The organism is Lacipirellula sp., from assembly GCF_965279485.1.
Taxonomy (GTDB): domain Bacteria; phylum Planctomycetota; class Planctomycetia; order Pirellulales; family Lacipirellulaceae; genus Lacipirellula.
The window spans coordinates 2,920,006-2,941,238 of record NZ_CBDIIC010000002.1 but is presented as its reverse complement, the minus strand read 5'-3'; the positions used below and the strand labels follow the sequence as shown (position 1 = coordinate 2,941,238).

Sequence of the window (21,233 nt, the reverse complement as noted above, 5' to 3'; positions counted from 1 at the left end):
GGGAACAGAGCGAGGGGCATTCATTCAATCGGCTAGATTGCGGCGCGCGGATTAGGTTCCCACCTCGTTAGAACGGAGCAGTCAAGCCCTATGGCAGTCACGGCTCAGCGGCGGCTGGTCACCCAGAACATTCGTAGCTTCGGCAGCGGCCGAGAATCGTTCGACCTTCCTGATCTCACCCAGATTCAGACCGAAAGCTACGAGCGGTTCCTGCAATACAACGGCGGTTCCACCGCCAAGCGGAAGAGCGAGGGCCTTGAGGCGGTCCTGCAGGAAATCTTCCCGATCGAGAGCTACGACAAGACGATCAAGCTTGAATACGTCCGCTACGAGCTCGGCAAGCCGCGCTACAGCATGGACGAATGTCGGCAGCTGCGCCTGACCTATGGTCGGCCGTTCCGCATCTGGCTGCGCTTGCTCAAAGATCAGCCGGTCGAGGAAGAGGTCTATCTCGGCGATCTGCCGATCATGCTCGGCGGCGGCGAGTTCATCATCAACGGCGCCGAGCGCGTCGTCGTGTCGCAGTTGCACCGGTCGCCGGGCATCGACTTCGTCTCGGAAATGGATCCGGGCGAGCGTCGCATGTACTCGTGCCGGGTGATCCCGGAGCGTGGCAGCTGGATTGAGCTGAACACCACGAAGAAGGACAGCGTCACGGTCCGCATCGACCAGAGCGGTAAGTTCTCTGCAATGACGCTGCTGCGGGCGATGTCGCCCGAGCTGGGCTCCGACGCCGAGATTCTCCGTCGCTTCTACCCGGTGACAAAGCAGAAGGTCGTCGACGGTCGCAGTGCCGGCAAGCTCGAAGGCAAGGTCGCGGTCGAAGACGTGGTCTACCCCGCCGAGAGCGAACGCGCCGGCGAAATCATCATTGAATCGGGCCAGCGGATCACCAAGAACGTTGCAGAAATCATCTGCACGTCGGGGATCAAGCAAGTCGACGTGATGGACCCGCCGAAGACGCCGCATTTGCTCAACGCGCTGGCCGACGACAACACGTCGAGCCATGAGGAGGCGTTGCTCCGGATTTACCAACGTCTGCGTCCGGGCAACCCGCCGCAGCTTGAGAAGGCTCGCGCGCTGTTCAGCGAAAAGTTCTTCGACGCCAATCGCTACCGTCTCGGTCGCGTCGGTCGCTTCCGCATGAACCGGAAGCTGAACCTGAACGTCTCCGAAGACGAAATGGTGCTGCGTCCGGAAGATTTGGTTGCGGCGATCAACTATCTGTTGTTGCTCGTGGCCGGCGAGAACGAAGCGTACGTCGACGACATCGATCACCTCGGCAATCGTCGTCTGCGGACGATCGACGAGCTGGCGTGCGATGAAATCCGCAAGGGCTTCCTGAAGCTCCGCCGCACCGTGCAAGAGCGGATGAGCCTTAAGGACGCGGCCGACATGACGCCGCGGAGCCTGATCAACCCGAAGAGCATCTCGGCCGCGATCGAGTACTTCTTCGGCCGCGGCGAACTGTCGCAGGTCGTCGACCAGACGAACCCGCTGTCGATGCTCACGCACGAACGCCGGTTGTCTGCCCTCGGCCCGGGCGGTTTGAATCGTAAGCGGGCTGGCTTCGAAGTCCGCGACGTTCACATTTCGCACTACGGTCGTATCTGCCCGATTGAAACGCCGGAAGGTACGAACATCGGTCTAATCTCGAGCTTGGCGATGTACGCCACGGTCGATGATTACGGTTTCCTGGTCACGCCGTACCGCAAGGTGAAGAACGGCAAGTTGACCGAAGAGGTGGTGTGGCTGCGTGCCGACGAAGAGTCGGACGCCTACGTCGCCTCGGCCGACGTGCCGGTGAAGAACAACGAGATTCAAGGCGATACGGTCGTCGCTCGTTACCGCAGCGACTTCATGGTCGTGCCGACGGAAAAGATCCAGTACACCGACGTGGCGCCGAGCCAGATGATCGGCGTGTCGGCTGGTTTGATTCCGTTCCTCGAACATGACGACGCCAACCGCGCGCTCATGGGTTCTAACATGCAGCGCCAAGCGGTGCCGCTGTTGATCGCCGAGCCGCCAATCGTCGGCACGGGTCTTGAGCGCGACGTCGCTCGTCACTCGGGCATGTTGGTGCGGGCCGGTCACAAGGGAACGGTCACATACGTCGACTCGAGCCGGATTGAAATCGGCCAAGAGAAGCACGAACTTCGCAAGTTCGTGGGCCTTAACGAGCGGACGTGTCAGAACCAGAAGCCGTTGGTGAAGATCGGCGACAAGGTCGAGAAGGGCGAAGTCATTGCTGACGGCGCCGCGACGTTCAAGGGCGACCTCGCCCTGGGACGCAACGTCCTCGTCGCGTTCATGTCGTATGAAGGCTACAACTTCGAAGACGCGATCATCATCAGCGAAGAGTTAGTTCATAACGACACCTACACCTCGATTCACATCGAGGAGTTCGACGTCGAAATTCGCGAAACGAAGCTGGGACGCGAGGAATTCACTCGCGACATCCCGAACGTCAGCGAAAAGGCTCTCCGCAATCTCGATGAGAGCGGCATCGTGCGGGTCGGCACCTTCGTCTGGCCGGGCGACATCCTCGTCGGCAAGGTCTCGCCGAAGAGCAAGACCGAGCTCACGCCGGAAGAAAAGCTGCTGCACGCGATCTTCGGTCGCGCCGGCGAAGACGTGAAGAACGACTCGCTGGAAGTCCCGTCGGGCGTCGAAGGCATCGTCATCGACACCCAGAAGTTCTCCCGCCGAATGAGCCTCTCGGAAGACGAACGCAAGGCCTTCGAGCGTTCGCTGAAGGATGCGGAGAAGAGCGGCAACGAGAAGATCGCCGCCGCGTTCACCGCCCTGGCGGAAGAAATCGAGAAGGTCCTCGGCAAGAAGCTGACCGACGAAGACGGCAACGAGCTGATTCACAACCAAGAGGCGCAGTTCGTCGCCGACCAGGCTGTGAACTTCAAAATCGACAACCTCGATATCCGCAGCGACGACCGCAAGAAGCTTGTTCAGCAGGCTCACAAGCAACTGTGGCCGGAAGTCGAAGAAGCGATCGATCAACGCGATCGGACGCTCAACTCGATGAAGCGCGGCGACGAGCTTCGCAGCGGCGTGTTGCAGATGGTCAAGGTTTACGTCGCAACGAAGCGCGTGATCTCGGTCGGCGACAAGATGGCCGGTCGTCACGGTAACAAGGGCGTTATCTCCAAGATCTTGCCGATCGAGGACATGCCGTTCCTGCCGGATGGCACCCCGGTGCAGATCATGCTGAACCCGCTCGGCGTGCCGAGCCGTATGAACGTGGGCCAGATTTTGGAGACTCACCTCGGTTGGGCGGGCGCCAAGCTCGGCTTCCGCGCGGTGACTCCGGTGTTCGACGGCGCCACGGAAGAAGAGATCAACGAGTGTCTCGATAAGGCTGGCTTGCCGAAGCACGGCAAGGCTCGCCTGAACGACGGCCGCACTGGCATGCCGTTCGAGCAGGAAACGACGGTCGGCTTCATCTACATGTTGAAGCTCCATCACTTGGTGGACGACAAGGTCCACGCCCGCAGCACCGGCCCGTACTCGCTCATTACCCAACAACCGTTGGGCGGTAAGGCGCGGTTCGGCGGTCAACGCTTCGGCGAGATGGAAGTGTGGGCCCTCGAGGCCTACGGCGCCGCCTACATCCTGCAAGAACTGCTGACGGTGAAGAGCGACGACGTCGAGGGACGCACGAAGATTTACGAGTCGATGGTCAAGGGCGAGAACACGCTGCAAGCTGGCACCCCGGCGAGCTTCGACGTGCTCACCAACGAGATCCGCGGCCTCGGGCTCAATATGCAGCTCGAAAAGCGGTCCTTGTAGATCGGAACAAGCGGCGCTCCTGGACTGGTCGCTCAAGCGACCAGTCCGGCGCGCCGGATGACTCGGCACAGAGAATACAAACCACGGCCCCACGGCCATGTTCCAGTGAGGAACGAATATGAGCATTCTAGAAGGCGCGAACTACGACCGGGTAAACGACTACGGCTCGGTGAAGATCAGCCTCGCCCGACCGCACGACATTCGTAGCTGGTCGTTTGGCGAAGTGAAGAAGCCCGAGACGATCAATTACCGCACCTACCGTCCGGAAAAGGACGGCTTGTTCTGCGAGCGCATCTTTGGCCCGGAGAAGGACTGGGAATGCGCCTGCGGCAAGTACCGCGGCATGAAGTACAAGGGGATGATCTGCGACCGCTGCGGCGTGAAAGTGACGCACAGCCGCGTTCGCCGCAAGCGGATGGGCCACATCGAGTTGGCCGCGCCGATCGTTCACATTTGGTTCTTCAAGGCGATGCCGAGCCGTCTCGGCAGCCTGCTCGCGATGAAGACGACCAGCCTGGAGAAAGTGATCTACTTCCAGGATTACGTCGTCATCGATCCGAAGGAAACGGCGCTCAAGCCGCAGCAACTGCTGACGGAAGAAGAATACCGCCAAGCCCGCGAGCAATACGGCGAGAGCGGCTTCGAAGCCGACATGGGCGCCGAAGCGATCCGCAAGCTGCTGCAGAACCTCGACCTCGTGAAGCTCAGTGAGCAACTGCGCGTTGATCTGCGCGAGACGGGTTCGAAGCAGAAGGCCAAGGATCTCATCAATCGGCTCAAGACGGTCGAGTCGATCCGCGACTCGGACAACAAGCCGGAGTGGATGGTCCTGGACGTGATCCCGGTGATCCCGCCTGATCTCCGTCCGTTGGTGCTCCTAGACAGCGGCAACTTCGCGACGAGCGATCTCAACGATCTCTACCGCCGCATCATCAACCGCAACAACCGGTTGAAGAAGCTGGTCGACCTGAACGCTCCGGAAGTCATCATTCGCAACGAAAAGCGGATGCTGCAGCAATCGGTCGACGCGTTGTTCGACAACAATCGCTGTAAGCGCCCGGTGCTGGGTTCGTCGAACCGCCCGCTCAAGTCGCTCACCGACATGATCAAGGGCAAGCAAGGTCGTTTCCGCGAAAACTTGCTCGGCAAGCGCGTCGACTACTCGGCCCGTTCGGTGATCGTCGTTGGTCCGCGTTTGAAGCTCCATCAGTGCGGTCTCCCCAAGAAGATCGCGCTTGAGCTCTACCAGCCGTTCATCATTCGCCGGCTGAAGGAACTCGGCCACGCTGACACGATCAAGTCGGCGAAGAAGATGCTGGAGCGCAAGGACGACGAGGTGTGGGATATCCTCGAAGAGGTGATCACCAACCACCCGGTGCTCCTGAATCGCGCCCCGACGCTTCACCGCATGGGTATCCAGGCGTTCGAGCCGACGCTGGTGGAAGGCAACGCCATTCAGTTGCATCCGCTCGTCTGCCGCGGTTTCAACGCCGACTTCGACGGCGACCAGATGGCGGTCCACTTGCCGCTGTCGATCGAGGCTCAGGTCGAAGCCCACACGCTGATGATGTCGACGCATAACATCTTCAGCCCCGGCAACGGCTCGCCGATTATCAGCCCGTCGCAAGACATCGTGATGGGTTGCTACTACCTCACGATGCCCGTCCCCGAGGAAAAGGGCGACGGCATGATCTTTAGCTCGTTCAACGAGGTCCACACGGCCTACGCCGCGGGCAAGGTTGGGACGCACGCCGCCATCAAGGTGCGGTTGCCGAAGGACCGCTGCATGCGGGACGACTTCGACAAGAAGAAGGGCTTCGGCAAGCGGGTCGAAACGACCGTCGGCCGCGTGATGTTCAACGAAATCCTGCCGAAGGGGATGCCGTTCTACAATATCGCAATGCGGTCGAGCGAACTCGCTCGCGTGATTAGCGACTGCTACGAAATCCTCGGCCGCCGCCAAACGATTGAGTTGCTCGACGACATGAACCAGATTGGTTTCCGTCAAAGCACGCTCAGCGGTCTTTCGTTCGCGACGGACGACCTGATCACGCCCGATACGAAGGGCAAGATCATTGGCGAAGCCGATAAGCAGGTCAGCAAGTTCAACAAACTGTTCCAGCGCGGCGTGATCACGGAACTCGAGCGTTACAACTCGGTGCTCGACGCTTGGACGCATGCTCGCGAACAGATTACGTCGGAAATGATGACGCGGCTGGAAAGCGACTATCGCACCGGCGGCTACGTCAACCCGATCTACCTGATGGCCCACTCCGGCGCTCGAGGCGGCATCGAACAGATGCGGCAGCTCGGCGGTATGCGTGGTTTGATGGCTAAGCCGTCCGGTAAGATTATCGAAACGCCGATCAAGGCGAACTTCCGCGAAGGCCTCACGGTGCTCGAGTACTTCTCCAGTACTCACGGCGCCCGTAAGGGCTTGGCTGATACGGCTCTGAAGACGGCCGACTCCGGGTACCTTACCCGTAAGCTGGCCGACGTCGCTCAGAACGTCGTCATCACGATGGAAGATTGCGGGACGACCCAAGGCATCACCAAGGGCATCATCTACCGCGGCGAAAAGGTGGAAGTGAACCTGGTCGACTCGATTCGCGGTCGCGTCAGCCGGGCCAACATCGTGAACCCGATCACCGACGAAGTGATCGTTCACGAAAACCAGCTGATCACCGGCGAAATCGGTCGCAAGATCGAGCAGATGGGCCTGGAGAAGATTCAGGTTCGCAGCCCGATGACCTGCGACGCGTCGCTCGGCGTATGCCGCCGCTGCTACGGTATGGACTTGTCGACCGGCTCGATGGTCGAAGAAGGCATGGCCGTCGGCATCATCGCTGCTCAGTCGATCGGCGAGCCTGGTACGCAGCTGACGATGCGGACGTTCCACATCGGCGGCACCGGCCAGCACTCGGTCGAAGACAGCGACATCAAGGCGAAGAAGGGTGGTATCGCCAAGACCGCTCGCCTGAAGATGGTGACCAACGACTCCGGCCAGCAAGTCGTGCTTTCGCGAAACGGCGAAATCGCGCTGGTCGACGAGAAGGGCCGCGAAGTCGAAAAGTACGAAGTCCCCACCGGCGCCGTGTTGGCGGTGAAGGAAGACGACATCGTCAAGGCTGGTCAGGTCATCTGCGAATGGGATCCGCATAGCATCCCGATCATCGCCGAAACGGGCGGTCGCATCCGCTACGAAGACCTCGTCGAAGGCGAGACGATGCGCGGCGAGAAGGACCCCAGCGGCAAGCTCCGCTACGTCATTCTCGAACACAAGGGCGATCTCCATCCGCAGCTCGTGGTCGAAGACCCGGCGGACGGCAAGATTCTCGACTTCTACTACATGCCTGAACGGGCTCACATCGAAGTCGACGAAGGTCAGACCATCACCCCGGGTACGCTCGTTGCCAAGACGCCGCGCGAAGCTTCGGGAACGCAGGACATCACCGGCGGTCTGCCCCGCGTCACCGAAATTTTCGAAGCTCGCAAGCCGAAGGATCCGGCGGTCATCGCCGAAATCGACGGCTTGGTCGAACTGCTCGGCGAGAAGAAGCGCGGCAAGCGTTCGATCATCGTTCGCAGCGAAACTGGTATCGAGCGCGAGCACCTCGTCTCGCACTCGAAGCACTTGCGAGTTCACGCCGGCGATCATGTCCGTGCCGGCGAGGCCCTCGTCGACGGGCCGCTGGTGCCGCACGACATTCTGCGGATCTCGGGCGAAGAGGCTGTGCAGCAGTACCTCACCCGTGAAATTCAAAACGTTTACCGCAGCCAACGCGTGGAAATCAACGACAAGCACATCGAGATCATCGTTTCGCAAATGTTGCGGAAGGTGAAGATCGAATCGCCGGGCGACACCGACCTGTTGCCAGGCGCCGTGATGGACAAGTTCGATTTCCGCGGCGCTAACGAAGCGGTCGCGAAGTGCCTGAAGATCACTCACCGCGGCGACAGCGAGTTCGCCGAAGGCTCGGTGGTGCCGAAGGAAGTGATCGAGCAAGCCAACGCAACGATCGAATCGCTCGGCGGCGACATCGCGAAGGGTTCGAAGCCGAAGATGGCGACCGCCAGCACCCAGCTCTTGGGCATTACCAAGGCATCGGTGCAGTCGGGCAGCTTCATCTCGGCCGCGAGCTTCCAGGAAACGACGAAGGTCCTCACCGAAGCAGCCCTCGCCGGCCGCACCGACTACCTGGTCGGTCTGAAGGAAAACGTCATTCTTGGTCACTTGATTCCAGCCGGCACCGGTTTCAAGACGATTCACGAATCGGAAGTCCGCATCCAACCTTCGGCTCTCGAGGCCTTGGCCTCGGAGAAGGAGCGGGTGCTGGAGCGTTCGTTCCCGCTGCTGGAATCGGCGTTGCGGACGGGCGGCGATGGCGCCGGCCCGACGATTTCCGAAGGGAATGGCCACGGCAATGGCGAGCGTTCGCCAGCCCCGCCGGCTGCTCCCGCCGCTCCGACCGGCCTCGACGCCCTGCTGGGCGGCATGATGACCGGCCCAACCGGTGACGACGATTTGGACGATGAGTAAGAAATAACGGAGCGATTTCGCTCCCGGCGTCTCGCCGGGGGCGAAAAGCCCTGTCGCGGCCGCCCCAAACGGGCGTTGACAGGCGTTCCCATTGCGATAAATTGATTGGTTCCACCCGTATCGACGGGCCCTAATTAGAGAAAGCGTCTTAGGCTACCAGCCCATGCCCACGATTAACCAACTGGTCCGCAGCCAACGTCGGCCGAAGCGGAAGTTCAGCAAGTCGCCGATCCTCGATCGCTGTCCCTTCAAGCGCGGGGTCTGCTTGCAAGTCCGCACGATGACGCCGAAGAAGCCGAACTCGGCTCTCCGGAAGATCACCCGTGTGCGGTTGTCGAACGGCAAGGAAGTCACCGTTTACATTCCGGGCGAAGGCCACACGCTGCAGGAACATAGCATCGTGCTCGTCCGCGGCGGCCGCGTTCGCGACTTGCCGGGCGTGCGTTACCACGTCGTCCGCGGCGCCCTCGATACTCTGGGCGTCAACGGTCGTAAGCAAAGCCGTAGCAAGTACGGCGCGAAGAAGAGCTAGTTGAAGCTTTCAGCTGTCGGCGATAGAGCCGGCAGCTTTTTCAAATCACATTGAGCTGAGTGCTGACAGCCGACCGCTGACAGCTAATTCCCATGGGCCGTATTACTGCCAGCCGTAAGCAACTGAAGCCAGATCCGGTGTACGGGTCGCTCCTCGCCAGCAAGTTCATCAACTGCTTGATGTACGACGGCAAGAAGAGCACCGCCCAGGCCGTGTTCTACGATGCGATGGACCTGATCAAGGAGCGTCTGCCGGAAGCCGAGCCGATCGAAGTCTTCCAGCAAGCTCTGGAAAACGTGAAGCCGTCGATCGAAGTTCGCTCGAAGCGCGTCGGCGGCGCCGCCTACCAGGTGCCGATGCAGGTCAACCGCGTTCGTCAGCAATCGCTGGCGATTCGCTGGGTGCTCATCGCCATCCGCGAGAAGAAGGGCCGCGCCACCGCCCAGAAGCTGGCCGACGAATTGGTCGCCGCGTACAACCGCGAAGGCGCCGCCGTCAGCCGCCGCGAAAACGTCCACCGTATGGCCGACGCGAATAAGGCGTTCGCCCACTTCGGCTGGTAAGCGTTCATCGAGAACCAGGGGCTGAGGACGACGGCGCTGCGAGCGCCCTCGTCCGCGGCCCCTGGTTTTTTTATGCGCTATTAAAACAGCCAGCGAATTACGCGAATGAGCGCGAACAAGAAACACGCATTTGATCAGTGGGATGTCATTGGAGTTGTATACGAGGGTGATGGAATTGCGATCGGCGGTTTAAATCCGTGGGAGCATGAGTGGCGGGCATTGGGATACGAAGCGCTAGAGCTTGCTCATCCCAGCTATCCGCAGCAGCGTCATCGCATGTTTGTGTACGAAATTGAACACGAGAAAACCAAGGTCACGTTTGCGGCGGGGGAGCTTTCGGCGAATGTCTGGGGTTTTTATGTGCCGCGAGAATAGCCCTTCGTAGCAGTTGGCCATATTTGCGTGATTTGCGAGCGCATTCTCCTCGTAGATCTAACCCAATTCCCCCTTGGCGTCCTTGGCGTCCTTGGCGGTTAACTCCTAAACAGCCATGGCGACAGATCTCTCCAAAATTCGCAATATCGGCATCATCGCCCACATTGACGCCGGCAAAACGACGGTGACCGAGCGGATGCTGTTCGCTTCGGGCACGAAGCACCGCGCCGGCGAGGTCGATCGCGGCACGACGACCACTGACGATGACGCCGAAGAGGCTGAGCGCGGCATCACTATTTACAGCGCGTGCGTCGCGTTCCCGTGGAAGGTCGCGTCGAACCCCGGCATGCCGGTGAAGCAGGTCGAGGTCAACCTGATCGACACCCCGGGCCACGTCGACTTCACCGCCGAGGTCGAGCGCAGCCTGCGCGTGCTCGACGGCGCCGTGATCGTCTTCAGCGCCCGCGAAGGCGTTGAGGCGCAAAGCGAAACGGTCTGGCGGCAGGCCGACAAGTACCATGTGCCGCGGATCGCGTTTATCAACAAGCTCGATCGCGAAGGCGCCAACTTCGATACGCTCGTCGAGGAAATCCGCGACCGCCTCGGCGCCAACCCCGTCGCGCTGCAGATTCCGATGGGCCTCGGCCCCGCGCACGTCGCCAATCCGTTCAGCGGCGTGATCGATCTCATTCGCATGAAAGCCCTTACCTTTCCTGAGGGGAAGGAAGGCCGCAAGATCATCGAAGCGGAGATTCCCGCCGAGTTCGCCGTCGATGCGGCCCTTTGGCGCGATGATCTGCTGGAGAAGCTCTACAACTACAGCAACGAACTGATGGAGCTCGCACTCAGCGGCGAGCCAATTCCCGATCCGCTAATCCACAAAGTCGTCCGCGAGGCGACAGTTCAACAGCAGATTCAGCCGATCCTGTGCGGCTCAGCCCTGCACGGCATCGGGGTCCAGCCGTTGCTCGACGGCGTGGCGGCGTACCTGCCGAACCCGCTCGACATGCCGCCGGTCGAAGGCGTCGATCCAACGCAAAAGTCGCACGGTAAAAGCAAGAAGGCGAAGGAAGGCGAACCGGAGCTGGCGAAGATCAAGCGGAAGCCCGATCCGAAGGAGCCGTTCTGCGGCCTCGTCTTTAAGATTTTGCCGTACAAAACGGGCGACCTTTCGTGGGTTCGCGTTTACTCGGGCACGCTCGAAGGGAACAGCCGCGTGCTCAACCCCGGCAAGAATGCCAAGGAAAACGTCGCCCAGCTGTGGCGAATCCACGCCAGCAAGAAGGACGAGCAGCTCGAATCGGCCACGGCCGGCGACATCGTCGGCGTGATCGGACTCCGCGATTCGGTGACCGGCGACACGCTCTGCGACACCCGCGAGCCGATTTTGCTCGAGTCGATCGAGTTTCCGCAGACGGTTATCTCGATGGCGATCGAGCCAGAGAGCACGGCTGACAAAAAGAAGCTGTCGGAAACGCTCGACATGCTGCGTAAGCAAGATCCGACGTTCACGGCGAGCGAAAACGAAGAGACGGGCCAAACGCTCATCAGCGGCATGGGCGAGCTCCACCTTGAAGTGATTCAGCACCGCCTGCAGCGGGACTTTAAACTGAATGTAAAAGTTCACAATCCGCGCGTCAGCTACCGCGAGACGATTCGCACGGCGGCCGAAGCGGAAGGGGAATGCCGCCGGCTCATCAACGGCGTGCAGCATACGGGCGTCGTTCGCGTGAAGGTCGAACCGGCGCCGAACGCTGCCGAAATCGTTGTGCGGGCCGCGCCCGACCATGGCCTGCCGGGCGAGTACCTGGCGGTCGTGATGGAAGAACTCGAAAATGCCGCTCAGGGGGGCGGCGCGTTCGGCTTCCCGCTGATGTGGCTCAAGGTGACGCTGCTGGGCGGCGACGTCCACGAAACTGAAAGCAGTGAAATCGCCTTCCGCACCGCAGCCAACTTGGCGTTCGACGCGGCGGTGCGCGAAGCGGGCACGGTGCTGCTTGAGCCGATCATGAAGCTCGAAATCAGCACGCCCGACGAACATGTCGGCGACTTGGTGAGCGACCTACAGCAACGGCGGGCGATCATCAACCACACGCAATCGCGCGGGCATCTCACGGTGTTGCACGCCGAGGCGCCGCTCGAAAAGCTGTTCGGCTATTCGAGTGCGATGCGCAGCCTCAGTCAGGGACGAGCGAGCTGCTCGATGACGCCGAGCACGTATGCCGCGGCGCCGGACGAAGTGCTGAAGCGGTTTCTGTAGGTCGGCGCTTATCCCAACGGCTGTGCCGCGTCCCTAGCCCCGGGCTCTGCCCGGGGGTGGTGTTGCGCGTCGAGGCGACGTCGATCGTGATCGATGCCGACCCCCGGGCGGAGCCCGGGGCTAGGAGTAGGCGGGATTGTTCGCCGTTCTCCGTAGTGTAAACGAACTACGGAAAACGCTTGCTGCGAATGCGGCGAAACGAAACCGTGGACATTGCGGCCAAATCGCCCCGGAAATCAGCGAAAAAACGCCGTTCCGCAAACGCTTGCCGCGAGTCTGTGAGCTAGGCGCTAATTCGCGCGAAAGAAACCTGCATCCATCCAGAATCGCGGTCCCGTATGTCTGGTGTCGGCGAGTGCAGGACACCTCACTCGCAAGCCATCCTCGGGCACGGCTCTGCGACGCGACTCTATGCCGTTGGGACTCGACCCGCCAACGGTACAGCAGAGCCGTGCCTCTCTTTTTGTTGATAACTGACGACGCTTGAGCGTCGTCAACGAGATCGGTTAGAGCGAGCTTCGGTGAAACGCGGCGTCCGTCTGGCTGGGCCGTTCGTGGGAATGTAGAAGAGACTTAGCGAAGTATCAGGCTTGTTGCATCAGCCGCCGGATCCTTCGCATCGCTTAGCTGGGCGCTCCTAACGCCGGGTCCGCCGAAGCTCGCTCTAACCGAGCTCCATCTCACGCCAGCTGCGGCGTGCGTCGATGATCGCCCCTATCCCCAGGGCTGCAGCGATCGCCGCCATGAAGACTGCTCCGCCATTGCCTTCGCTCGGTAGTAGCTCCGACCAGTACCAAGGGAGTGCTACGGCGACGCAATAGACGGCAATTCCCGTCACAAGCAGCGAGACGAAATTAAGCCAAAACGCCATGGCCGCAGCAAATCCGAAAGCGAACAGCAATCCTGACAGGGAAATGAACCCGTAGGTCGCAATCGTCGCCGGTGACGCCGGCAGTGCAGTGCGCCAAGGAAGGAAGTACGTCGCGGCGAGAACTGTGGCGTGCGCGGAGATCCAAATCAGGGCCGATAGTCGCAACGTGTTGAACAGCAATGCATCGGCGTAGGTTTGGTTCGACATCGGCAGCATTCGCTCGAACGTCATGTGCGGTCGTCGCTTAACGACTTGCACCACTGGCATGATTGCCGCGATAAGCGTCGCAACTGGTAGAATCTTGAGCAATTCCACCCAGGACGCAGGTTCGAGAGTGAATGACGATTCCATTCGTCGCCACCACATGCCCGCAAACACCAGCGTCGTGACGATCGGCAGCAGTAGGTCCTTGGGAGCTGGAATCGGGGGCGTCATCGCGACGCGAAGTTTACCCGCATCGTTAGCCTGCTCGATTCGGCGCAAGCGTCGGTCCATTTGCGACGAAGTCCAACTGAGTTCCCCGGTCGTTGGGTAGCGGCGCCACTGGTCCAGATTGGCTCCGAGAGACCGTGCCGTGCAAATATTGTTGGCATCCCATGGGGCTGGGGACGACGCGGAGTGAGCCGAGTCCACGCGACCGTTGGACGATTGGAACAGCTTGTAGGCAGTGACTATCCAGCAACCGACAGTGAGCGCGACGTACAGCGGCAAACGAAAGCCTTCGGCGAGTAACCAAGGTTGCCAACGGCTCCAGTCAACTTTCTCCACCGCGTCCGGCATGAGTAGTGAAGGCAGCATGCAAGTGATCGGGATGGCGACTGCCGCAACCCAAGGAGCTTCAAAAATCGTGCAACCCAACGCTAGCGTTGCCCAAAGCAGCCAAGGCGAAACGGATAAGCCGTAGGCCATGGCCCAGGGAACAATCCCCATCGAGACGAAGGCGATGCCATACCAGATTGCCATATGGGCGGCGCGAAAATCGGGCGTTAGCGCCGCGCGCGGATGATCGAACTGGAAGCGGAGGTGACTGCGGCCGGCTGCGTAGGGAAGAATGCACAAGAGCTGAAGTTGAAAAAGCGCGGATGTGGGAAGCCCGCCGTTGGCGATTCTGGGGTTGCAAACGAGATAGATGAGGCTCGCAAGAAAGCCGGCGCCGACGGTCGAGACAACGATCCAGGTCGTTGCTTTTGGCCTTGTAACATAGGTGACGGCGACTTGTTGGAGTTGGTTTAGCGTCATGACGTCACGACTACGGTTGTCGTTCGTGAATTGAGTTGGATTGTTGAGGGTCGCGTCGGCTGCTTGTTACCTCCCATCACGCCGTGTGCATCTCGACGAAGATTTCCTCCAGGTTGAGATCGTGCACCGATACGTCCGCGTTCCAACGGCTCCGCATGTCGTCGACCAGTCGCTCGTCGAAATCATCGACGCTCACCGTCGCAATGGCGCCGGCGATCTCGCAGCGGAGTGAGCCGGGGACGGCGAAGGTCCGCGGCAGGTCGTGCGATGCGGCGATGCGGAGCCGCTTCACGCGGTCCTTTAGTTCATCGAGTTCGCCGTAGTAGGCGATGCGGCCTTCCTTGAGGATCGCCACGCGGTTGGCGACGCGTTCGAGGTCGCTCGTGATGTGCGTGCTGAACAATACCGTGCGGTCTGGCGACTCGACGACTTCGAGGATCGTCCGCAGGAACTCGCGGCGGGCGGCGGGGTCGAGGCTCGCGACCGGTTCATCGAGGATGAGCAGGTCGGGTTCGTGGCCGAGGGCCAGCACGATGGCGAGCGATTGGAGTTGGCCGACCGAAAGCGGGCCGACGCGCTCTTCGAGCGGCAGCCGCCAGCGCCGGCAAAGTTCGTCGACCAGTCGGTGGTTCCATGTTGGGTAAAACGCAGCCGTGTAGGCAATCACTTGCCGCACTTTCATCCACGGGTAACTCACCGCCTCCTGCGGTACGTAACCGATTCGCGCCTTCACGCCGGCGGAGAGGTCCCAAGCATCGTCGCCGAGCACGGTGACGCTACCACGCGTCGGACGGAGCAATCCGAGCGAGCATTTCAGCAGCGTGCTCTTGCCGCAGCCGTTTTGTCCCAGCAGGCCAAGCACCGTGCCCGACGGGATCGCGAGATTGATTCCGTCGAGGACGTCTTTGCCGTGCTCGTTGAATCGTTTGTGGAGGTTATTGCCTTGGATGACGGGGGAGGGCATCGTTAGGCCGGTGGTGTTGGTGGTCAGTGGTCGGTTTGTTCGGCGCTGTTCTCGGTTTGGAGGATCGCCTGGGCCTCGAGAAGTTGGTCGAGCGTTTCGCGGATCTGCTCTTCGCTGAGGCCGAGTTGAATCGCGCGGTGAATCGCCGGGACGGCGAGGTTGCGGAACTCTTGCTGCCGCTCGCTGAAGGGGCCGAGTGTCCCCGGTTCGAGAATTCGCATTCCCTGGCCGCGGACCCGTTCAACGACCCCTTCCAGTTCCAGTCGGGAGTAGGCCTTGCTGACGGTCATCGGGTTGACCTGGGCGGCTCGGGCAACTTCGCGAACGCTGGGAAGCATGTCGCCTGCCACAAGCCGACTTCCGGCAATTAGGGCGTGAACTTGATCGATAAGTTGCCGATAGATGGGTACCCCGGACGAGGGGTGAAGTTCGAAGAGTTCTGGACGAACGGTCATGTGTATTAGTATCGCAATACACTGGACTGCGTCAAGCTCGTGTTTTGAGTCTGGTAGCCGCGGCTCAACGAGCCGCCGGAGCGTCGTTCGATGGGTGTGGCTCTGACGATCGCCGCTCCGGCGGGTCGTTTACCGGCGGTCGTTTGGATAAATTAAGGGGTGTGGGGTGGGCGCTCTTTGTCGGCGAATTGCGTCATTTGGCTGCGTTAAAGCCGATCAAGAAAAATAGTGAGCGGAGTGGCGAGAGGCCCATTGACGGCTTTCCAAATTCGCCATAGAATCCGCGGTTCGTCCCTGCTTTTGGGGATGAACTATGGGTCTTTGAAACATTACTGTCGCACGAGGGGTCTCCCCTCGAGACGGAGTATGCCGGGGCTCCTTTTTCGGCTTTATCTGCCGAAATTTGAGTGGTCGGCCGATAAAGGGGCATCGCAGTGGCAGCGCGGGAAGTCATTCGGATTCGGATGGAAGCCTACGATCACTCGGTCTTGGATCAGAGTGCGGCAGAAATCGTTGATACGGCGAAGCGGACCAACTCCGAGGTTCACGGGCCGATTCCGTTGCCGACCCGGGTGGAGCGTTACACCGTTCTCTCCGGTCCGCACGTCGACAAGAAGGCTCGTCAGCAGTTCGAAATTCGGACTCACAAGCGGCTGATCGACATCGTCCAGGCGACTGCCAAGACGATCGAGGCGCTGAATAAGCTCAGCTTGCCGGCCGGCGTGGATATCAAGATCAAGGCGACGGCGGGCTGATTTTAGCCTGTCGGCCCGGGCGGGGGACCGTCCGGCTCGCTTAAGGCGAGCAAAGAGTTGTAACGGACACTGATCACCAGTCACCGATCACTAAGTAAATCACCCTATGCCGTGGAAGTTGAGTGGGTAAGCCGGGCTTCGCCCGAGTCTCCTGCCAACGAGCACCAGCTTTAGGATAACCAAACGATGGCCGCTGCTGAGCGCGTCCCGGGGATTCTGGGACGCAAGATTGGAATGACGCAGATTTACGACGAGCAAGGCAACGTCGTGCCGGTCACCGTCGTTCAGGCTGGCCCCTGCGATGTGTTGCAGGTGCGGACCTCGGAGCGAGATGGTTACGAAGCGGTGCAGCTAGGGTATCTCGACAAGCCGCGCCGTCTGGCCGGCCGCAGCGAGCGTGGGCATGTTGCCAAGCTCGACAGCAAGCGGAGCAAGGCTCGCGCAGCTGCCGGCGTTGAGGCTCTGGCGAAAGCTGGTTGCGAGCCCAAGCGTTTTGTCCGCGAAATTCGCGGCGGAGCCGGCGACCTGCAAGTCGGTTCGAAGATCGATGTTTCCGCCCTCGAGGGAATTGCTCGGGTGGACGTCGTCGCGACCAGCAAGGGTCGCGGTTTCTCTGGCGCCATGAAGCGTCACAACTTCAGTGGTCAGCGTGCCACCCACGGTGTGAAGAAGTGTCACCGTGCTCTCGGCGGCACCGGTGCCAGCGCGTTCCCAAGCCGTCTGTTCAAGGGCAAGAAGATGCCTGGTCAGTACGGTTCGGCTCGCTGCACCATCCGCAACCAAAAGTTGGTAAGCGTCGACGCCGAGCAGAATTTGCTGCTCATCCGCGGCGCCGTCCCGGGACCGAACGGCGGTTACGTCGTGATCCAACGCACGAACAAGATGTAATAGGAGGGTTCAGTCGTCAGGGGTCGGGGTTCAGTTATTGATCTGAGCCTCGCCGCCCCGAACCCCGAACCCCGAACCCTAAAGCCTTTCAAATGCCAAAGCTCAACGTACACGACGCCAAGGGTAACAAGGTCGGCACCTACAATATCGAGGTGGCTGATCTCGCTCCGCAGATCAACAAGCAATTGTTGCACGACGCGGTGGTGATGTACCAGTCCAACCTGCGTCAAGGCTCGCACAAGACCAAGAACCGGCACGAAGTCTCCGGTTCGACCAAGAAGATGTACCGCCAGAAGGGTACGGGCAATGCTCGCGCGGGTCACCGCAAGAGCGGCGTGCGTCGCGGCGGCGGTCACATGAAGCAAATCAACCCGCGCGATTACTCGTACTCGCTGCCTCGCAAGGCGCTGCAGTTGGCCACTCGCATGGCCCTGGCGTCGAAGGTGCAGGACGACGAAATCGTGTTGATCGACAAGTTGGCCTTCGCCGCGCCGAAGACCAAGGAAATGGCCGGCATCCTCAAGACCCTTGGCTGCGAAGGCAAGTCGGTCTTGGTGGCCACTGCCGGCTACGACGTCAACGTGTACAAGAGCGGCCGCAACATTGATCGCGTCAATGTCGCTCCGGCCGGTGATCTGAACGCCTTCTCGGTCCTGTCGGCCAAGCGGGTCGTGATGACCACGGAAGCGTTGGATGCGTTCAAGGCGAAGGCCGCTGCCAAGAGCAAGGTCGCAGCCAACTAGTGTATTGGAAACATTCGGACGGCCCGGCCGTCTGGAAGTGCGGGCGGTAAACCCGCAGTCAGCGATAAAAGGTAAGTCATGCCACGGCACGTACCAGCTTCGACGAGCATTGTTCTCGAACCGCACCAGGTGATCGTAAAGCCTTTGGTGACGGAAAAGGGGATGCACAAGTCGACTCGCAACAACGCTTACGCCTTCGAAATCAACCGTCTTGCCACGAAGGAAGACGTGAAGAAGGCCGTTGAGACGCTGTTCGAAGTCAAGGTGTTGAAGGTCGCGACGCAGAACCGTAAGGGGAAGGTTCGTCGCACCCGGTTCCGTCTCGGCATGACGAAGGATTGGAAGAAGGCGATCGTAACGCTCGACGCCGAGCACCGGATCAACTTCTTCTAAGAGAGCTGTCGGCTGTTGGCTATTAGCTAGCCCTCAGCCATGCAAGAAACTGAAAGTCACGCCGTTTACTGATAGTCGACGGCCGAAAGCTGAAAGCCAAGTACCATGGGCATTCGCAAATACAAGCCAGTGACCGCCGGCCGCCGCGGAGCGACGGTTAGCGATTTCGCTGAACTGACGCCAGGCGCCAAGCCGGAGAAGTCGCTTCTCCGTCCGAAGCCGAAGACCGGCGGCCGCAACAATCAAGGCAAGATCACCGCCCGTCATCGTGGCGGCGGTCACAAGCAGCAATACCGCTTGATCGATTTCCGTCGCAACAAGGACGGCATTCCGGCCAAGGTTGATTCGATCCAATACGATCCGAATCGCTCGGCCCGCATTGCGTTGCTGTTCTACGCTGACGGCGAGAAGCGTTACATCATCGCCCCCGGCAGCCTCAAGGCTGGCGATCAGGTGATGAGCGGCCCCGACGCCCCGGCGAAGGTGGGCAATTGCTTGCCGCTGACGAAGATTCCGCTCGGTACCGCGATCTTCAACATCGAACTACAGGCTGGCCGCGGCGGCGTGCTGTGCCGCAGTGCCGGTGCCAACGCCACGCTGATGGCTCGCGAAGCCGAGTGGGCTCAGATTTCGCTGCCGAGCGGTGAAATTCGCCGTATTCCGTCCGCCTGCCGCGCGACGATCGGCGAAGCGAGCAACTCCGATCACTTCGGCATCGTGTTGGGCAAGGCTGGTCGCAGCCGTTGGATGGGGCGTCGTCCTCATGTCCGCGGCACTGCGATGAACCCGATCGACCATCCGCACGGTGGTGGTGAAGGTCGTACCAAGGGTGGTCGTCACCCGGTGAGCCCGCAAGGCAAGAGTGCCAAGGGTGGTGCGACGCGTCAACGGCGGAAGCCTTCGAACAAGGCAATCGTTCGCCGTCGTCGTAGCCGCCGTTACGGCGTGCAGAAGTTGGTCACGAAGTAAAGAAGCTGTCGGCTGTCGGTTATTAGCTGACAGCCAGAGATCGAATTGAAACCAAGTCGTTTGGCCAAAAGCCGACGGCTGATAGCTGAGAGCTCCACATGGGACGTTCAACGAAAAAGGGTCCTTACGTCGACCCGAAGCTGTACATGAAGGTCGAGAAGCTCAACGAAGTGGGCCGTAAGGATCCGCTGACGACTTGGGCTCGGGCCTGCACGATCATCCCGGAGTTCGTTGGCCACACGTTCATGGTCCACAACGGCAAGGCTCACTTGAAGGTCTTCGTCACGGAAGACATGGTGGGGCACCGTTTGGGCGAGTTCTCGCCGACCCGCAACTTCCGCGGTCACGGCGGCAAGGCGAAGAAGTAAAGAAGCTGAAGGCTAACCATGGCTTACACTGCAACACACCGGCATGCCCAGATCAGCGCCCGCAAGGTGCGCCCGCTGGCCGACTTGATTCGCGGGAAGCGCGTCGATGAGGCTCTGGCCCTGCTGAAGTACCAGCCGCAACGCGGCGCCCGGTTGATCGAGAAGGTGCTGCAAAGCGCCCTCGGCAACGCGGATGATCGTCGTGCCCCGAACTTGGGCGGCCTGCGGGTCGTCGACGCCCGCATTGATGGCGGTCCGATGGTGAAGCGGGTTCGTCCCGGCGCCCGCGGCATGGCTCACATCATCAAGAAGCGGATGTCGCACATCAAGATTTCGATCGAATAGGCAGTATTGAGTGGGGCGGTGGCGAGCAGTTTCGCTCGTCTCGTCGCAACGCCAACGCACGCTAAGTAACTACGAACACTGAGACCATCCTATGGGTCAAAAAGTCAATCCAGTTGGTTTCCGCACCGGCATCATGCTCGGCTGGAAGAGCCGCTGGTATGCGTCGAAGAAGGAATTCGCCGATCTGCTGATGGAAGATCAGAAGATCCGCAAGTTCATTCACAAGAAGTACAAGTTCGCCGGCATCCCCAAGGTGGAAATCGAGCGGACTCGCGACGAAGTGAAGGTGATCCTGCACGCGGCTCGTCCCGGCGTGATCATCGGTCGCAAGGGCCAAGAAGTTGAGCAACTGCAAGACGAACTGCAAAAGCTCGTCGGCCGTCGCATCAACATCAAGATCGAAGAAGTCAATCGCCCCGAGCTGATGGCTCAATTGGTGGCGGAAGATATTGGCGAGCAGCTCAGCAAGCGGGCGAGCTTCCGCCGGACGATGAAGCGTTCGGTGGAGCAGACCATGGAAGCTGGCGCCAAGGGAATCAAGGTGCAGCTGGCCGGCCGTCTCGGCGGTTCGGAAATGGCTCGCCGCGAAAAGCAGATTGCAGGGTCGATTCCGCTCAGCACCTTGCGGGCGAACATCGACTACGGAATTACGGAAGCCATGACCGCGCAAGGTCATATCGGCATCCAAGTGTGGATCAACCAAGGCATGTTTGAGGACCAGACCGATGGCGCTGATGCCCAAGAGGGTCAAGCACAGAAAAAGCCAAAGAGGGCGTATAAGAGGTAACGCCACGCGCGGCAATCGCGTCGTCTTTGGCGAGTATGGCTTGCAGGCCGAACAAGGCGGCTGGCTAAGCGCTCAGACGATCGAAGCCGGGCGTATCGCTGCCCAGCAATACATCCGCGGCGAAGGCAAGTTGTACATCCGCGTGTTTCCGCAGAAGTCGGTTACGTCCATTCCGCTCGAAACCCGTATGGGTAAGGGCAAGGGCGAACCCGAATACTGGGCGGCGGTGATTAAGCCGGGCACGATCCTGTACGAGCTGAGCGGCGTGGGCGAAGCGGCGGCGAAGTTGTGCCTCGCGCGGTTGGCTCACAAGATGCCGGTCCGCGTTCGCATGGTAAAGAGAACATAATAGGGCTGTACGCGATAAACCGCGTGCCGTCAG

Annotated in this window: 18 protein-coding genes; 15 read left to right on the top strand and 3 right to left on the bottom strand. The window is 60.5% G+C overall.

The features are described from left to right. Positions 1–90 precede the first annotated feature (90 nt). The 6 genes from rpoB (at position 91) to fusA (ending at position 12,074) form a co-directional block, all read left to right on the top strand. Positions 91–3,804, top strand: a complete 3,714-nt coding sequence (gene rpoB, locus ACQY7R_RS19425) for a DNA-directed RNA polymerase subunit beta (protein WP_428307210.1) — start codon at positions 91–93, stop codon at positions 3,802–3,804. A 118-nt stretch (positions 3,805–3,922) separates the two neighbouring features. Continuing rightward, positions 3,923–8,344, top strand: a complete 4,422-nt coding sequence (gene rpoC, locus ACQY7R_RS19420; RefSeq protein ID WP_428307209.1) for a DNA-directed RNA polymerase subunit beta' — start codon at positions 3,923–3,925, stop codon at positions 8,342–8,344. Between the two features lie 163 nt (positions 8,345–8,507). Then, positions 8,508–8,876 (top strand): 30S ribosomal protein S12, encoded by a 369-nt coding sequence (rpsL, locus tag ACQY7R_RS19415; protein WP_152101587.1) that lies wholly within the window; start codon positions 8,508–8,510, stop codon positions 8,874–8,876. 92 nt (positions 8,877–8,968) lie between these two features. Further along, on the top strand, positions 8,969–9,439 hold the full coding sequence (gene rpsG / locus ACQY7R_RS19410) for a 30S ribosomal protein S7 (protein ID WP_152101586.1): 471 nt from the start codon (positions 8,969–8,971) through the stop codon (positions 9,437–9,439). A gap of 105 nt (positions 9,440–9,544) precedes the next feature. Further along, complete coding sequence (locus ACQY7R_RS19405) at positions 9,545–9,814, top strand: hypothetical protein (protein WP_428307208.1); 270 nt, start codon at positions 9,545–9,547, stop codon at positions 9,812–9,814. Positions 9,815–9,929: 115 nt separating this feature from the next. Next, positions 9,930–12,074, top strand: coding sequence for an elongation factor G (gene fusA, locus ACQY7R_RS19400; RefSeq protein ID WP_428307207.1), 2,145 nt, complete (start codon positions 9,930–9,932; stop codon positions 12,072–12,074). A gap of 664 nt (positions 12,075–12,738) precedes the next feature. On the opposite strand, the gene ACQY7R_RS19395 is transcribed toward fusA, so the two are convergent. The 3 genes from ACQY7R_RS19395 to ACQY7R_RS19385 form a co-directional block, all read right to left on the bottom strand. Continuing rightward, positions 12,739–14,184, bottom strand: a complete 1,446-nt coding sequence (locus ACQY7R_RS19395) for a hypothetical protein (protein WP_428307206.1) — start codon at positions 14,182–14,184, stop codon at positions 12,739–12,741. 76 nt (positions 14,185–14,260) lie between these two features. Beyond that, entirely contained in the window at positions 14,261–15,148 is an 888-nt protein-coding gene (locus tag ACQY7R_RS19390; protein WP_428307205.1) for an ABC transporter ATP-binding protein, read from the bottom strand. A 23-nt stretch (positions 15,149–15,171) separates the two neighbouring features. After that, positions 15,172–15,603, bottom strand: a complete 432-nt coding sequence (locus ACQY7R_RS19385) for a GntR family transcriptional regulator (protein WP_428307204.1) — start codon at positions 15,601–15,603, stop codon at positions 15,172–15,174. Positions 15,604–16,037: 434 nt separating this feature from the next. On the opposite strand from ACQY7R_RS19385, the gene rpsJ reads away from it, so the two are divergent. From rpsJ to rplP, 9 genes are all read left to right on the top strand, one after another. Next, positions 16,038–16,358 carry a 30S ribosomal protein S10 gene (rpsJ, locus tag ACQY7R_RS19380; RefSeq protein WP_261344412.1) on the top strand — a complete coding sequence of 107 codons (321 nt, stop codon included), beginning with the start codon at positions 16,038–16,040 and terminating at the stop codon, positions 16,356–16,358. A gap of 234 nt (positions 16,359–16,592) precedes the next feature. Further along, on the top strand, positions 16,593–17,246 hold the full coding sequence (rplC, locus tag ACQY7R_RS19375) for a 50S ribosomal protein L3 (protein ID WP_428308910.1): 654 nt from the start codon (positions 16,593–16,595) through the stop codon (positions 17,244–17,246). Between the two features lie 92 nt (positions 17,247–17,338). Continuing rightward, positions 17,339–17,989: a 50S ribosomal protein L4 gene (gene rplD, locus ACQY7R_RS19370; RefSeq protein ID WP_428307203.1), complete on the top strand. Its 651-nt coding sequence runs from the start codon at positions 17,339–17,341 to the stop codon at positions 17,987–17,989. A 78-nt stretch (positions 17,990–18,067) separates the two neighbouring features. Then, positions 18,068–18,382 carry a 50S ribosomal protein L23 gene (gene rplW, locus ACQY7R_RS19365; protein WP_428307202.1) on the top strand — a complete coding sequence of 105 codons (315 nt, stop codon included), beginning with the start codon at positions 18,068–18,070 and terminating at the stop codon, positions 18,380–18,382. A gap of 105 nt (positions 18,383–18,487) precedes the next feature. Next, positions 18,488–19,351 (top strand): 50S ribosomal protein L2, encoded by an 864-nt coding sequence (gene rplB / locus ACQY7R_RS19360; protein ID WP_428307201.1) that lies wholly within the window; start codon positions 18,488–18,490, stop codon positions 19,349–19,351. 98 nt (positions 19,352–19,449) lie between these two features. Then, positions 19,450–19,719, top strand: a complete 270-nt coding sequence (rpsS, locus tag ACQY7R_RS19355) for a 30S ribosomal protein S19 (RefSeq protein WP_428307200.1) — start codon at positions 19,450–19,452, stop codon at positions 19,717–19,719. Between the two features lie 18 nt (positions 19,720–19,737). After that, entirely contained in the window at positions 19,738–20,064 is a 327-nt protein-coding gene (gene rplV, locus ACQY7R_RS19350; protein WP_152101575.1) for a 50S ribosomal protein L22, read from the top strand. Between the two features lie 91 nt (positions 20,065–20,155). Then, positions 20,156–20,851, top strand: coding sequence for a 30S ribosomal protein S3 (gene rpsC / locus ACQY7R_RS19345; protein ID WP_152101574.1), 696 nt, complete (start codon positions 20,156–20,158; stop codon positions 20,849–20,851). After that, positions 20,790–21,200 carry a 50S ribosomal protein L16 gene (gene rplP, locus ACQY7R_RS19340; RefSeq protein WP_152101573.1) on the top strand — a complete coding sequence of 137 codons (411 nt, stop codon included), beginning with the start codon at positions 20,790–20,792 and terminating at the stop codon, positions 21,198–21,200. The genes rpsC and rplP overlap by 62 nt, the downstream gene beginning before the upstream one ends. The last annotated feature ends 33 nt before the right edge of the window (positions 21,201–21,233 follow it).

Bases quoted from the DNA above. Each gene is read 5' to 3' on its own strand.
- rpoC (WP_428307209.1), top strand. From the start codon at position 3,923: ATGAGCATTCTAGAAGGCGCGAACTACGACCGGGTAAACGACTACGGC.
- rpoB (WP_428307210.1), top strand. From the start codon at position 91: ATGGCAGTCACGGCTCAGCGGCGGCTGGTCACCCAGAACATTCGTAGC.
- rpsL (WP_152101587.1), top strand. From the start codon at position 8,508: ATGCCCACGATTAACCAACTGGTCCGCAGCCAACGTCGGCCGAAGCGG.
- rplB (WP_428307201.1), top strand. From the start codon at position 18,488: ATGGGCATTCGCAAATACAAGCCAGTGACCGCCGGCCGCCGCGGAGCG.
- rplW (WP_428307202.1), top strand. From the start codon at position 18,068: ATGCCACGGCACGTACCAGCTTCGACGAGCATTGTTCTCGAACCGCAC.
- rplP (WP_152101573.1), top strand. From the start codon at position 20,790: ATGGCGCTGATGCCCAAGAGGGTCAAGCACAGAAAAAGCCAAAGAGGG.
- rplC (WP_428308910.1), top strand. From the start codon at position 16,593: ATGACGCAGATTTACGACGAGCAAGGCAACGTCGTGCCGGTCACCGTC.
- rpsC (WP_152101574.1), top strand. From the start codon at position 20,156: ATGGGTCAAAAAGTCAATCCAGTTGGTTTCCGCACCGGCATCATGCTC.
- ACQY7R_RS19395 (WP_428307206.1), bottom strand. From the start codon at position 14,184: ATGACGCTAAACCAACTCCAACAAGTCGCCGTCACCTATGTTACAAGG.
- fusA (WP_428307207.1), top strand. From the start codon at position 9,930: ATGGCGACAGATCTCTCCAAAATTCGCAATATCGGCATCATCGCCCAC.
- rpsS (WP_428307200.1), top strand. From the start codon at position 19,450: ATGGGACGTTCAACGAAAAAGGGTCCTTACGTCGACCCGAAGCTGTAC.
- ACQY7R_RS19390 (WP_428307205.1), bottom strand. From the start codon at position 15,148: ATGCCCTCCCCCGTCATCCAAGGCAATAACCTCCACAAACGATTCAAC.
- ACQY7R_RS19405 (WP_428307208.1), top strand. From the start codon at position 9,545: ATGAGCGCGAACAAGAAACACGCATTTGATCAGTGGGATGTCATTGGA.
- rplD (WP_428307203.1), top strand. From the start codon at position 17,339: ATGCCAAAGCTCAACGTACACGACGCCAAGGGTAACAAGGTCGGCACC.
- rplV (WP_152101575.1), top strand. From the start codon at position 19,738: ATGGCTTACACTGCAACACACCGGCATGCCCAGATCAGCGCCCGCAAG.
- rpsG (WP_152101586.1), top strand. From the start codon at position 8,969: ATGGGCCGTATTACTGCCAGCCGTAAGCAACTGAAGCCAGATCCGGTG.
- ACQY7R_RS19385 (WP_428307204.1), bottom strand. From the start codon at position 15,603: ATGACCGTTCGTCCAGAACTCTTCGAACTTCACCCCTCGTCCGGGGTA.